Annotated in this window: 11 protein-coding genes; all 11 read left to right on the plus strand. The window is 69.5% G+C overall.

The features are described 5' to 3' along the window. The first annotated feature begins 86 nt into the window (after positions 1 to 86). The 11 genes from FHS79_RS03765 (at position 87) to FHS79_RS03815 (ending at position 12777) form a co-directional block, all read left to right on the plus strand. The gene (locus FHS79_RS03765) at positions 87 to 1412 is read left to right on the plus strand and encodes a TadA family conjugal transfer-associated ATPase (RefSeq protein ID WP_424022258.1); all 1326 of its coding nucleotides are present in this window, start codon (positions 87 to 89) and stop codon (positions 1410 to 1412) included. Next, entirely contained in the window at positions 1412 to 2407 is a 996-nt protein-coding gene (locus FHS79_RS03770) for a type II secretion system F family protein (RefSeq protein WP_184195577.1), read from the plus strand. The genes FHS79_RS03765 and FHS79_RS03770 overlap by 1 nt, the downstream gene beginning before the upstream one ends. Positions 2408 to 2423: 16 nt before the next feature. Continuing rightward, positions 2424 to 3392 (plus strand): type II secretion system F family protein, encoded by a 969-nt coding sequence (locus FHS79_RS03775; RefSeq protein ID WP_184195580.1) that lies wholly within the window; start codon positions 2424 to 2426, stop codon positions 3390 to 3392. Between the two features lie 25 nt (positions 3393 to 3417). Next, positions 3418 to 4737: a tetratricopeptide repeat protein gene (locus FHS79_RS03780; protein WP_184195583.1), complete on the plus strand. Its 1320-nt coding sequence runs from the start codon at positions 3418 to 3420 to the stop codon at positions 4735 to 4737. Then, entirely contained in the window at positions 4737 to 5567 is an 831-nt protein-coding gene (locus tag FHS79_RS03785; RefSeq protein ID WP_207792208.1) for a tetratricopeptide repeat protein, read from the plus strand. Before FHS79_RS03780 ends, FHS79_RS03785 begins: the two co-directional genes overlap by 1 nt. Continuing rightward, on the plus strand, positions 5567 to 6088 hold the full coding sequence (locus tag FHS79_RS03790; RefSeq protein WP_184195588.1) for an A24 family peptidase: 522 nt from the start codon (positions 5567 to 5569) through the stop codon (positions 6086 to 6088). The genes FHS79_RS03785 and FHS79_RS03790 overlap by 1 nt, the downstream gene beginning before the upstream one ends. A gap of 70 nt (positions 6089 to 6158) precedes the next feature. Further along, positions 6159 to 6875, plus strand: coding sequence for an ABC transporter ATP-binding protein (locus tag FHS79_RS03795; RefSeq protein ID WP_184195591.1), 717 nt, complete (start codon positions 6159 to 6161; stop codon positions 6873 to 6875). Next, complete coding sequence (locus FHS79_RS03800; protein WP_184195594.1) at positions 6862 to 9396, plus strand: FtsX-like permease family protein; 2535 nt, start codon at positions 6862 to 6864, stop codon at positions 9394 to 9396. Before FHS79_RS03795 ends, FHS79_RS03800 begins: the two co-directional genes overlap by 14 nt. Next, the gene (locus tag FHS79_RS03805) at positions 9396 to 10451 is read left to right on the plus strand and encodes a lipocalin-like domain-containing protein (protein ID WP_184195597.1); all 1056 of its coding nucleotides are present in this window, start codon (positions 9396 to 9398) and stop codon (positions 10449 to 10451) included. Before FHS79_RS03800 ends, FHS79_RS03805 begins: the two co-directional genes overlap by 1 nt. Positions 10452 to 10486: 35 nt before the next feature. Beyond that, entirely contained in the window at positions 10487 to 11557 is a 1071-nt protein-coding gene (locus FHS79_RS03810; RefSeq protein WP_184195600.1) for a VOC family protein, read from the plus strand. After that, a complete protein-coding gene (locus tag FHS79_RS03815) occupies positions 11554 to 12777 on the plus strand; it encodes a Coenzyme F420 hydrogenase/dehydrogenase, beta subunit C-terminal domain (protein WP_184195603.1) in 1224 nt (407 codons plus the stop codon). Before FHS79_RS03810 ends, FHS79_RS03815 begins: the two co-directional genes overlap by 4 nt. Positions 12778 to 12916: the final 139 nt, after the last annotated feature.

The following is a 12916-nucleotide window of genomic DNA, read 5'->3' on the forward strand; positions in this document are numbered from 1 at the left end:
GCGTTGCAGCCGCCGCCGGGGCAGCCGAAAGGCCGGTGCCGCCGCCCCTGCCGGTGGACTCCGCGGCCACCGAGACGGCAGCACCTGTGGTACCGGTTCGCGCGGTACCGGCGACGGCGAGCGAAGCCAGGCGCACCGACAGCTACACCGCGCTCAAGGTGAGCCTGCACCAGAAGCTGATCGAGCGGATCAACCTCTCGGCACTCGACAGCATGTCGCGCGAACAGGTGGGGCGCGACATCGGCGAGCTGGTGCAGGAGATGCTCAAGGAGCTCAACCACGCGCTCAACCTCACCGAGCGGCGGCAGCTGGTGGAGGATATCCTCGACGAGCTGCTGGGGCTGGGGCCGCTGGAGCCGCTGCTCAAGGACCCGACGATCTCCGACATCATGGTCAACTCCGCGTCGATCGTGTTCGTCGAGCGGCGCGGCAAGATCGAGCTGGTGCCCACCCGCTTCGCCGATGACCGGCACCTGATGCGGATCATCGGCAAGATCGTCTCGGCGGTGGGGCGGCGGGTCGATGAAAGCTCGCCGATGGTCGATGCACGGCTTCCCGACGGCAGCCGAATCAACGCGATCATCCCGCCGCTGGCAATCGATGGTCCTGCCCTCTCGATCCGCAAATTCTCCAAGACGCCGATCGATCTCGACAAGCTGGTGGGGTTTGGCGCGCTGACGGCCGATGCCGCCACCGTGCTGCGCGGCGTGGTGGCTTCGCGGCGCAACCTGATCATTTCGGGCGGCACCGGATCGGGCAAGACGACGATGCTCAACGCGCTTTCGGCGTCGATCGACAATGGCGAGCGGATCGTGACGATCGAGGATTCGGCCGAACTGCAGCTCCAGCAGATCCATGTGCTACGGCTGGAAACCCGCCCCTCGAACATCGAGGGCAAGGGCGAGGTGAACCAGCGCGACCTTGTGAAGAATGCGCTGCGGATGCGGCCGGACCGGATCATCCTCGGCGAAATCCGCTCGGGCGAGGCGTTCGACATGCTGCAGGCGATGAACACCGGCCATGATGGCTCGATGACGACGGTGCACGCCAACACGCCGCGCGATGCGCTGAGCCGCATCGAGCAGATGATCGGCATGTCGGGCATCGACATCAGCCCCAAATCGGCCCGCGCGCAGATTGCCTCGGCAATCCAGGTGGTGCTGCAGCTGTCGCGGCTTTCGGATGGTTCGCGGCGGGTGACGTCGATTGCCGAAGTGACGGGGATGGAGGGCGAGATCATCCTGATGCAGGAGATCTTCCGCTTCGAGCGCACCGGGGTCGACGCCAATGGCAAGGTGATCGGCGAGATGAAGCCGATGGGCGTACGCCCGAAGTTTGCCGAGATCCTCCAGTCGCGCGGCATCCAGCTCGCGGGCGACCTGTTCGACCCCTACAAGAAGCGCGCCGGCTGATGGACGCGCTGCTCGACGCCGAATTCGGGATCTACCTCGCCGTCTTCCTGGCGGTGGTGCTGCTCGTGGAAGGCATCTTCCTGTTCTACCGCGACATCGTCGGGCCGCGACAGCGGGTGAGCCGGCGCATGGAGCTGCTGTCGCAGGGGGCAAGCAACGCCGAGATCATGGAATCGCTGCGACGGCAGATGCCCGACAACACCAATGCGCTGCTGCCTTCGCTGATGGAATTCGTGGAAACACGGATGACCCAGGCCGGAATGCGGATGCGGAGTGCCACGATGGCGACGATCATGATGGTGACCACGCTCACGGTGGGCATCATCTTTCCGATCATCGGCGGCATCAGCGGCCAGCTCACTTCGCCGCTGGCGTTCATCCTGGTGATCGTGTTCGCGATCGCCATCGGGGTGGTGCTGCCGATGAGCTACATCAACATCCAGGCGGTGAAGCGCATGCGCCTTTTCGAGAAGCAGTTTCCGATCGGGCTGGACATCTTCGTGCGCGGGCTTCGTGCCGGCTATCCGGTGCCTTCGGCGCTCGAACTGCTGGTGTCCGAAGTGCCCGATCCGCTGAGCTCGGAGTTCGGGCTGGTGCTCGCGGAAATGAACTATGGCTATAATCTGCGCGACGCGCTTTCGAACCTGGCAGACCGGGTGCGGACGCAGGACATGCAGATGTTCGTGGTGTCGGTGGCCATCCAGTCCGAAACCGGTGGCAGCCTTGCCGACATTCTCGAGGGGCTCTCGCGCGTGATCCGCGACCGGGCGCAGATGGTGCTCAAGGTCAATGCGCTGGCGAGCGAAGGCAAGATGACCGGGACGCTGCTGACGGCCCTGCCGCTGCTCACCTTTGCCTTCATGTTCGCCACACAGCCGCGTTTCTACCTCGATGTGATCGACGATCCCTGGTTCCTGCCGGGCGTGGTGGGGATGGCGGTGATGTATTTTCTGGGGGTGTTCATCATGCGCAAGCTGATCACGATCAAGGTCTAGGGGAGGCATCGGCACCATGGACAGCGACAGCCTCGTCAACGGCTTCATCATGCTCACGGTGTTTGCGGCCGTGGTGCTGGTGGTGATGGCGGTGGCGCCGATGCTGCAGCGCCGCGTCGACATCAAGGCGCGGCTGTCCGGTGCGGCTCCCACCAGCGCTGCAGCCCCGGCCGCATCCGCGCAATCGCTGCGGACCGACCAGACCGCCTCCATCTGGGCAAGGCTTGTCGCCGAAGTCGAGCGGCGCGGGCTTTCGCTGTCCGACACCAAGGGCGATCAGCTCACCGAGAAGCTGATGCTGGCCGGGTATGACCAGCCGTTCGCACCACGGGTTTTCGTGCTGACGCGCACCGTGCTCACCCTGGCGCTGCCGATCCTGGCGCTGCTGATCATGGTGCTGTTCGATGCCTTTCCCTCGGCGGCGGTGCTCTATCTGACAATCGTGACGCTTGCCGGGGTCGGGCTGTACTTGCCGAACTTTCTTGTCAATTCGGCTGCCGAGGAGCGCAAGAAAGAGATATTGAACGGCTTTCCCGATACGCTCGATCTGATGCTGGTGTGTGTCGAGGCCGGGCTCGGCATCGATGCCGCGTTCAGCCGGGTGGGCACCGAGATCAGCCGCTCGCATCCGCTCATCGCGCGGCTGTTCGCACTGGTGTCGCTGGAGCTGCGCGCCGGGCGAACGCGCGAAACGGCGCTGCGCACACTGGCCAAGCGCACCGCGGTGCCGGAAATCAGCGCCTTCGTGACGCTTGTCGTCCAGTCCGACCGGCTGGGCGCCAGCATTTCGCAGGCGCTGCGCATCTATGCCGGCGAGATGCGCGAGAGCCGGCGGATGCGCGCCGAGGAAAAGGCCCACCGCATCCCGGTGCTGCTCTCGATCCCGCTGATCTGCTTCCTGCTGCCGACGATGGTCGCGGTGCTGATGTTGCCGGCCTCGATCCAGGTCAAGCAATCGATGCAGAAGCTCGACGCCAATGGCTGACGCAGCCTTTCCCCGGGTGTTGCCCGTGTCGCCCGTGGCGGCCGGCAGCGCCATCACCACCATTCTCCTCGCCTCGGTGTTCGGCGGGGCTGTGGCCGAGGCCGGCAACAGGGGCGGCAAGGCACAGGCCGAAGCGCTGAAACAGGCGATGGCAGCGCGCGGCGCGGTCGAGCAGCCGGACGCGCGGACAAGCGACGACAGCTATGCCGATGCCAGGCTGCTGCTCGCCGTCGGGGATCTGCCGGGCGCGCTCGCCGGCTTCCGCCGCATGCTCGCCGATGATCCGCGCGCCACCGACGCGATGAACGGCCTTGGCGTGGTCTATGACCGGATGGGCCGGCACGATCTGGCGCGCGGCTGGTATGAAGCCGCACTCGCCGTCGTCCCCGACGACGCCGCCCTGCTCGCCAACCTCGGCTATTCGCTCACCTTGCAGCAGCAATGGCAGGCGGCCCTGCCGTTCCTCCGTGCCGCGGCGGCAGGGAGCGACGAGACTGCAGCGGCCTCCGCACGGCAGTTGATGGTGCTCGCCGCAGCCGCGATCATGGCGGAAGCTGCCGCCGCTCCCGCATTTCCACACGCGGCCGAAATCGAGCTTGCGGGGCCGGCCGGCATGCAATGTGCTGCGGGTGAAGCCCTGACTGCGCCGCATCAGGATATCCAGGGCCCGGCGCGGATCGAGATTGCTGCCAATGGCGAGGCGGTGCTGCTGCTCGGCAGCCAGCGCCGCGCGCCGGCCCCCATGCTCGTGGCGGCGCTGGGCGACGCGGCGACGCTGGTGCTCGTGCCGCAACCGCTGGTGGCCCCGGTGGCCGCAACGGCATCGGTCATGGCGTCCGAACCTTCGCAGCCGGTATCGGTCGAGCAGGCGCCGGTGCAGCTGGTGCGCAGTGACGCGCATGCGCAGTGGCTGGCGATGACCAGCCCCTACCGGCCGGTGAGCGCGCCCGCTCGACCGGCGGCGCCGGCGTTGGCAGTGGCCAGTGTTACCCTGATCGCAGCCGAACCTGCGGTGCCGACGTCGACCACGCGCGTGCAGGCCTCGGGCGCCCCGCCGGCCATGTCGAGCCCGCCGCGCGCGCAGGGCGAGCAGGAGGCGCCCGCCCGCCTCGCATGGCTGCTGCCGATACGGCGTGCCGGGACGGGTGGCGGTGGCGGCGGCGGTGCTCCGGTGCCGACCCTGCCTGCAGGCGACCAGCCGTCGAACCAGCAGCTCGACAATGGTGACGGCGACCTCGACCGCCTTGCGGCCGGGGCGCAGGGTCCCGACCCTGCGTCGCCCGAGGCCCGCCGAGCCGCCATTGCGCGGCTGGAAGCCGTGATCGCCCGGCTGCAGCGGGCATGATGCCCCGCCCTTCGGCGCTGGCTGCGCTGCTGCTCCTGTTCGCCGCACCCGTCTTCGGCCAGGCACAAGTGACGGCGCTGTCCCTGCTCGACGCCGCGATCGCCGAAGGCCGGATCACCGATGCCGAGGAGATCATCCGCCGCGCCCCGCTCGAGGCACGCGACCCCGAGCTTCGCCTGCGCCAGGCGGAAGTGGCGCTCGCTGCCGGCCGGATGGCCGAGGCGATCACCGGCTTCGGCCTGCTGGCCGAGGAGCCGGCGGTGGCGGCGCGGGCGAACCAGGGGCTGGGGCTGGCGCGGTTGCGGCGCGACCAGCCCGATTCGGCCGCGACGGCGCTCGACGCGGCGCTGAAGCTCGATCCGCTGCTGCTCCGCGCCTGGCGCGCGCGCGGCGTGGCGGCCGACAAGCTTCGCGACTGGGCGCGCGCCGAGGCAGCCTATGCCGCAGCACTTGCGCTGGCGCCCGGCGATGCAGTGACGCTCTCGAACCGCGGCTGGTCGCGCCTGATCCGTGGGCGAGCCGCCGAGGCCGAGGCCGATCTGCTGGCAGCGCTCGCCGCCGACCCCGGCTCGACGGTGGTGGCGGGCAACCTCCGCCTCGCCCGCGCCATGCAGGGCCACTACGAGGAGGCGTTCACCGGCTCGACCCGCGAAGGGCTGGCGGGGGACCTGAATTCGGTCGGCTTCGCCGCGATGGCGCGGGGTGACCATGACGTGGCGGAGGCCTATTTCAACCGTGCGCTGGCGCTCAACCCGCACTTCGACAGGCTGGCGACCGCCAACCTCAAATGGCTGGCGGCCGCGCGCAGCCGAGCAACCAGGCCGCGCTGATGGGGGGCTTCACCCTGCCCGTGCTGCCGATGCCGGTGCTCGACCTGGGGCCGACGGCGCCGCTGCTGATGGCGCTCGCCGCGCTGCTTTGTGTCGTCGTCGCAGCCGGCTGGGACATGGCGAAGTTCGAGATCCCCGACACGGTGTCGGTGCTGCTGCTCGTGCTCGCGGCCGCCTATGGGCTGCTCACGCCCGGGTTCGGCTGGCTTTCGCACCTGCTCGCACCCCTGGGCTTTTTCGCGCTCGGGCTGCTGCTGTTTGCGCGCGGCTGGCTCGGCGGGGGGGACATCAAGCTGATGACCGCCCTTGCCGCCTGGACGGGCTTGAGCGGGCTGTTGCCGCTGCTGCTGGGCATTTCGATCGCGGGCGGAGTGCTGGCGCTGGTGCTCATCATCGCGCGGCGGGTAAATGCAGGCCGCTCTGGCATGCGGCTGCTCGCCGTCGACGCGCCGCTGCCCTATGCCGTGGCCATCCTGGCGGGCGTGCTCTGGTGGGCGTCGCTCGCCTGGCCGATCCGCTGACACAAGGACACCTTGCCACAGCGCCGCTGCGGGGGTGCGGTTTGCGCGCACCTTGGGCTAATGAGTGGCGATGGCAACATCTTCTCCCCCTGCAGCGCGCACGCCGGTGCTCGCCGTCCATGGCCTCGCCAAGTCGGTCGGCGGCGCGCGGCAGCTGTTTGCCGGGCTCGAGCTGTCAGTCGCACCGGGCGAGACGGTGGCGATCATGGGCGAATCGGGGGCCGGCAAATCGACGCTGCTCAACCTGCTCGCCGGGCTCGACGTGGCCGATGCAGGCGAAGTGCGCGTGGCCGGGCTGGCGCTGACCGGGCTCGATGAAGCGAAGCGCACGGCACTGCGGCGCGACCGGATCGGCTTCGTGTTCCAGGCCTTTCATGTGCTGCCGCACCTGACGCTCGGCCAGAATGTGGCGCTGCCGCTGCTCTTGAAGGGTGCGGCGCCGAAGGAGGGGCTGGCGCGCGCTGCCACGCTCCTCGCCGCCGTGGGGCTGGAGGGCCGCGCAGGCGATTATCCGGCGGTGCTTTCGGGCGGCGAGATGCAGCGCGTCGCCATCGCCCGCGCGCTGGTGCACGCGCCGATGCTGCTGCTCGCCGACGAACCGACCGGAAACCTCGATCCGCAGATTGCCGACAAGGTGCTCGCCCTGCTGCTCGGGCAAGCGCGCGCGCAAGGGGCGGCGCTGGTGATGGTCACCCACTCCGCCCGCGCCGCAGCCCAGACCGACCGGGTGTTGCAGCTTGCGGCGGACGGGCTGCACCCCGTGGTGCTGCATCATGCGAGCGATTGACCTGCCCCCCGCATGCGGCTGGCTCATCGGCGGCGAGTGGCGGGCGCATCCCGGTCGGCTGGTGGTCGCGGTGCTGGCGATTGCCGTCGGCGTGGCGCTGGGCTTTGCCGTGCATCTGGTCAACACCGCTGCCCTCTCCAGCTTCGCGCGCGCGGTGGGCAGCGTCAGCGGCACCGCCGATGTGCAGGCACGCAGCATCTCGCCGCGCGGCGTCGACGAGGCGCTCTACCCCCGGCTGGCACGCATCCCCGGCGTGGCGACGGTAAGCCCTGTCGTCGAGCTGAGCGGGCGGCTGCCGCCCAGGGAAGCCGGCATGGGCGGGCAGCGCATCACCGTGCTCGGCATCGATTCATTGCGCGCCATGGCTGCCACGCCATCGCTGCTCGGCATGCCGGTGGGCAATTCGGGCCGCGATCTTGCACTTACAGACGGCATCTATCTGTCGCGCGCCGCCATGGTCGCCGCCGGGGCATCCCCGGGCAAGACCGTGCGCATCGTCGCCGCCGGCGTGGCGCGCGATCTGCGCGTGGCGGGCGTGCTCGCAGGGGCCGGCGAGGAGGCGATGCTCGGCGTGCTCGATATCGGCGAGGCGCAATGGCGCTTCGGCCAGCTCGGCCGGCTGCAGCGCTTCGACATCAAGCTGGACGAAGGTGCCGACCGCGATACCGTGCTCGCCCGGCTTGAGGCGACACTTCCGGCAGAGGCAGAAATCGTCCGCGCCGAGGATGAGGCGAGCCGCAGCGCCAGCCTGTCGCGCGCCTACCGCGTCAACCTCGGCATGCTGGCGATGGTGGCGCTGCTCACCGGGGGTTTCCTCGTTTTCTCGGCGCAATCGCTGTCGGTGGCGCGGCGCGGGCCGCAGTTCGCGCTGCTGCGCGTGCTCGGCATGCGTCCCGCCTCACTGCGCGCGCTGGTGCTGCTCGAAGGGGCAGCGCTGGGCCTCGTCGGCGCCACACTCGGCGTGGCGGCCGGCTTCGGCATGGCGGCGGGCGTGCTTGCCATCCTCGGTGGCGATCTCGGCGGCGGCTATTTCCGCGGCGGCAGCGTGCCGCTCAATTTCGATCCGCTGGCAGCAGCGGGCTTCGCCGCTCTCGGCCTGGCTGTCGCGGTGGCAAGCAGCTGGTGGCCCGCCGCCACCGCCGCGCGCGCCCAGCCCGCCGTGGCGCTGAAAGCCGGGGTCGAGGCCGGCGATCCGCGCGACCGCTGGCCGGCCTGGCCAGGTGCTGCGCTCCTCGCCGGCGGCGGGCTGGCCGCACTCGCCCCGCCGGTGTTCGGGCTGCCGCTGCTCGGTTATGCGGCGATGGCGCTGCTGCTGGCGGGCGGTGTCGTCATCATGCCCTGGGCAGCGCGAGCACTCTTCGGGCCGCTGCGGCATTTGCGCTGGCCGCTGCCGGTCGAGCTCGCGCTGGCGCGGCTCTGGGGTGCGCCTGCAGCTGCGGCAGTGGCGCTTTCGGGCATCGTCGCCAGCACCTCGCTGATGGTGGCGATGGCGGTGATGGTGACGAGCTTCCGCGGCTCGGTCGACGAATGGCTCGGGCAGTTGCTCCCTGCCGATGTCTATATCCATGTCGAAGGTACGGAGGCCGGCGGCCTGCCGCGCGAATTGCAGGCGCGGCTTGCAGCAATCCCCGGCGTGCGCTCGGTGGCATTCGTCCGCCAGCTGCCGATCAAGCTTTCCCCCGATGCGCCTGCCGTCGTGCTCTCGGGCCAGCCGGTGCGCGCCGACCCGGCGGCGGCACTGCCGCTGATCGGAGCCACCCTGCCAGTCCCGACCGGGGCCGTGCCGGTGTGGGTGAGCGAGCCCATGGCATGGCTGAACGACATCGAGGCGGGGGATCGGATCACCCTGCCGCTTGTCGGCCCGGTGTTCGTGGCGGGCATCTGGCGCGATTATGCCCGGCAGTTCGGCGCCGTAGCGATGGACGAGGCCGATTTCGAACGGCTGACCGGCGACACCGGCAAGACCGAAGCCGCCTTCACGCTCGACCCCGGGCAGGACGCGGCGCCGGTGATGCGCGCGGTGCGTGCCGCCCTGCCCGAAGGCGTGCGCGAGCAGACGATCATCGCCGAGCCGCGCGTGATGCGCGTGCAGGCGCTCGCCATTTTCGACCAGAGCTTCATGGTCACCTATGCGCTCGAGGTTATCGCCATCCTCATCGGGCTGGTGGGCGTGGCGACCGCCTTTTCGGCGCAGACGCTGGCCCGCGTCCGCGAGTTCGGCGTTATGCGGCACCTCGGCGTGCAGCGCGCGCAGATCGGCTGGCAGCTGGCGAGCGAAGGTGCCGCCCTCGGCCTGCTCGGCGCGCTGGCGGGGCTGTCGCTCGGGCTGGTGATGGCGCAGGTGCTCATCCAGGTCATCAACCCGCAGAGCTTCCACTGGACGATGGAAACCCGTCTCCCCTGGGGCCTTCTCACCGGACTGGTGACCGCATTGGTGGTCGCCGCCGCCGGCACCGCAGTGCTCGCGGGTCGGCGCGCACTTTCGGGCGAGGCTGTGCTGGCGGTGAGGGACGATTGGTGATGCGGCTCCTCCTCCTGCTGGCGCTGCTGCTGGGAACTCCGCTTGCGGCACAGGATTTCACCCCGGTGCAGCCGGGGCGGGTGATGGCTTTCCCAGCCGATCATGGCGCGCACCCCGATTTCCGCACCGAATGGTGGTACGCGACCGGCTGGCTCACCACCGCCGGCGGCGAAAAGCTCGGCTTCCAGGTGACGTTCTTCCGCTCGCGCGTCGGCGACGCCGCCGGCAACCCGAGCAAGTTCGCGCTGAAGCAGGTGCTGTTCGCCCATGCTGCGCTCTCCGACCCGAAGCTCGGGCGGCTGCAGCACGCCCAGCGCATCGCCCGCGCCGGCTTCGGGCTGGCGGAGGCGCGGACGGGCGACATGGCGCTGGTGCTCGATGACTGGTCGCTGCGGCGGGGTGCCGATGGCGTGATGCGCACGCAGGTAAAGGGTGATGGCTTCGCGCTCGATCTGGCGCTCGCCCCCAGCCAGCCGGTGTTGCTGCAAGGCCGTGGCGGCTACAGCCAGAAAGGCCCCGACCCGGCGGAAGCCAGCCATTATTACACCATGCCGCAGCTGAAGGTGTCGGGCCGCATCGTCCGCGCCGGCAAGGCGGAAGCCGTCACCGGCACGGCCTGGCTCGACCGCGAATGGTCCTCGACGCTCCTCAACCCGGCGGCGACCGGCTGGGACTGGCTCGGCCTCAACATGGACGATGGCGGCGCGCTCACGCTGTTCCGCGTGCGCCGCAAGGACGGCAGCGCACTCTGGGCCGGCGGCTCCTACCGCTCGGCCAAGGGCGAATTGACCGTTTTGGCACCCGCCGATGTGCGCTTCGTGGCGGCGCGGCGCTGGAAGAGCTCCCGCACCGGCGCCACCTATCCCGTCGCCCCGGTGGTCGAGGTGCGGCTTCCCGGCGGCGTGCGGCGCGTGCCCGTCACACCGCTGATGGACGATCAGGAGCTCGACAGCCGCGGCGGCGGCGGCCCGGTCTATTGGGAAGGTGCCGTCACCGTTCCCGGCGGCCGTGGCTATCTGGAGATGACAGGCTATCTGACCCCGCTCAAGATGTGAGTGCGCTGGCGGAGATCCATGGCTAGGGTGGTCGCATGATCGGGGAAAGCAACAGGCGACATGTGCTGGCGGGGGGGCTGGCGCTGCTGGCCACACCCGCGCGCGCGCAATCGGTGGTGCCGCGCAGCTGGTTCGGCCCGGCGCGGCCCGATGCCGGCTGGGCGGAGGCGGTGGTGGTGGTCCGCTCGCTGGAACGCACCGCCGCATGGCTCGCCGAGGTTGCCGGCTGGGCGCCGCGCCGGCCGGAGGGCGCGACGCCGACCTCGGTGCTGCGGCTCTGGCAGCTTCCCGCCGCCGCCACCGGCCGCGAGCTGCTGCTCGGCAACCCCGGCGACGAAAGCGGCTTCGTGCGGCTGGTGCAGCTTGAAAATGCCGGCCCGCAAATGGAAATCCGGTCGAGCGCGATGACCTGGGATACCGGCGGCGTCTTCAGCCTAATGACCCGCGCGCGCGACCTCGATTCCGCCTTTGCGCGCCACCAGGCGATGGGCTTTTCGGCGTTCAACGACCCCACCGACTTCGATTTCGGCGGCGTGATCCTGCGCAACATCGTGCTGCGCGGGCCGGACGGGGTGAACATCGCCATCTATGAGCGCAAGAAGCCGCTGCTCGTCGGCTGGGAGACGATCTCGAAGCTTTCAGCGCCCTTCAACGCGATGCAGATGGTGCGTGACGTGGGGGCAGCGCGGCGCTTCTACGAAACGCTGTTCGGCTATGCCCCGGTGGCCGCCGGCAGCTTCATCGACCCCGCCGAGAGCCCGAACAATTTCGCGCTGCCGCAGAACATCGCCACCGAGCGCCCGCGCGACTATGCGATCATGGCGGTGGGCGGCAGCGAGATCGGCCGTGTCGAGCCAATGCACTTCAAGGGGCTGACCGGGCGCGATCTTTCGGCGCGCGCCGTCTTCCCCAATCTCGGAGTGGCCGCGCTGCGCATGCCGACGACGCGCATGACGCTCTTGCTCGGCCGGGCGCGCGGCCTGGGGCTGACCCCGAGCCCGGTGGTCGAGGCCGAGCTTGCCCCCTGGGGCCGGGTGCGGCTGGCGCAGCTGCGCAGCCCCGATGGCGTGATCATCGAACTGATGGAGCGGATGGGGGCACAATGAGGGTTACCGAAGGGGTCGAGGCGCCGCCGCTGCGCGCAGCCGCCCCGCGCGGGCTTTGCACCGATTGCGGCGTGTCGCGCATGGCCGATGCCAGCGCCTGCGGCACCGCCTGCCAGTTCATCAAGCCCGATTATGCGGCTTCGGAAACCCGCGTCCATGGCCGCGCGCGCGATCCGGACACCAACCCCGACGAGCTGTTCTTCGGCCCGTTCAAGGCGATGCTCCGCGCAAAGCTGAAGACGCCGCTCGAAGGCGCGCAATGGACCGGCATCACTTCGCGCCTCGCGCAGAAGCTGCTCGAAACGGGTGCGGTCGATGCCGTGCTCACCATGGCGCCCGATCCCGAAGACCGCTGGAAGCCGATGCCGGTCATCGTCACGAAAGCCGAAGGCATGGCGGCGGTGCGCGGCATGCGGATGGGCTATGCGCCGCTGCTCGCCCTGCTCGAACCCGCCGCGGCCCAGGGCCACAAGCGCATCGCCGTCATCGGCATCCCCTGCCAGGTGCATGCGCTGCGCGCCATCGAGGCCTCGCTCGGCTTCGAGCGCATCTATGTCATCGGCACGCCGTGTTCGGACAACACGACCACCGCCAATTTCCACGAGTTCCTGGCGCTGCTTTCCGACAAGCCCGAGACGATCAGCTATCTCGAGTTCCGTGCCGACTACAAGGTCGAGCTGCGCTTCGACGATGGGCGCCACAAGCTGGTACCCTTCCTGATGCTCCCGCTCTCGAACCTGCGCTCGGATTTCTGGCCGCTCACCTGCCGCACCTGCGTCGACTACACCAATGCACTCGCCGACATCACCGTGGGCTACATGGGCGGCGAAGGCGAGCAATGGCTGCTCGTCCGCAACGACCGCGGCGCCGAGCTGCTGGCCCTGCTCGGCGACGAAGTGGAAACCTCGGCCCCCGGCTCCAAAGGCAATCGCGCCGGTCCGGTCAAGGGCTTCATGGCCAACACCATCCTCGCCGCCGGCGGCCTGCCGCTGCGCCGCATGCCGAACTGGCTGCGCCCCATCGTCGGCCGCATCATGCCCCTCGTCGGCCCCAAGGGCACCGAATTCGGCCGCGCGCGCGTGGAGATGAAAGCCATCGAAACGATACTCTTCCTTCGCCGCATGCGCCCCGCGATGATGAAGAACATGATCCCGCCGCATGTGTGGGCACTGGCAAGCAGATATGGGCTGGTGCCGGAGAAGGGCGAGACGAAGGAGTGAGAGGGCCTCCGGCGGCTGGGGCCGCAGGCCCCTGTATATTGGCTGGACGATCTGGGTTAGCCTTGGTCGCGGCAGCAGCAGCTTGTCAGGCCCCTGGTTCTTGAGATCGTGGTTTGGCTCAGGCGCTGCTGCCGGTTTG

This window comes from Polymorphobacter multimanifer (assembly GCF_014205635.1).
GTDB classification, from domain to species: domain Bacteria; phylum Pseudomonadota; class Alphaproteobacteria; order Sphingomonadales; family Sphingomonadaceae; genus Sandarakinorhabdus; species Sandarakinorhabdus multimanifer.

Excerpts from the sequence above, each read along its gene's own strand:
- FHS79_RS03770 (WP_184195577.1), top strand. The coding sequence starts at position 1,412 with ATGGACGCGCTGCTCGACGCCGAATTCGGGATCTACCTCGCCGTCTTC.
- FHS79_RS03775 (WP_184195580.1), top strand. The coding sequence starts at position 2,424 with ATGGACAGCGACAGCCTCGTCAACGGCTTCATCATGCTCACGGTGTTT.
- FHS79_RS03785 (WP_207792208.1), top strand. The coding sequence starts at position 4,737 with ATGCCCCGCCCTTCGGCGCTGGCTGCGCTGCTGCTCCTGTTCGCCGCA.
- FHS79_RS03790 (WP_184195588.1), top strand. The coding sequence starts at position 5,567 with ATGGGGGGCTTCACCCTGCCCGTGCTGCCGATGCCGGTGCTCGACCTG.
- FHS79_RS03795 (WP_184195591.1), top strand. The coding sequence starts at position 6,159 with ATGGCAACATCTTCTCCCCCTGCAGCGCGCACGCCGGTGCTCGCCGTC.
- FHS79_RS03800 (WP_184195594.1), top strand. The coding sequence starts at position 6,862 with ATGCGAGCGATTGACCTGCCCCCCGCATGCGGCTGGCTCATCGGCGGC.
- FHS79_RS03805 (WP_184195597.1), top strand. The coding sequence starts at position 9,396 with ATGCGGCTCCTCCTCCTGCTGGCGCTGCTGCTGGGAACTCCGCTTGCG.
- FHS79_RS03810 (WP_184195600.1), top strand. The coding sequence starts at position 10,487 with ATGATCGGGGAAAGCAACAGGCGACATGTGCTGGCGGGGGGGCTGGCG.
- FHS79_RS03815 (WP_184195603.1), top strand. The coding sequence starts at position 11,554 with ATGAGGGTTACCGAAGGGGTCGAGGCGCCGCCGCTGCGCGCAGCCGCC.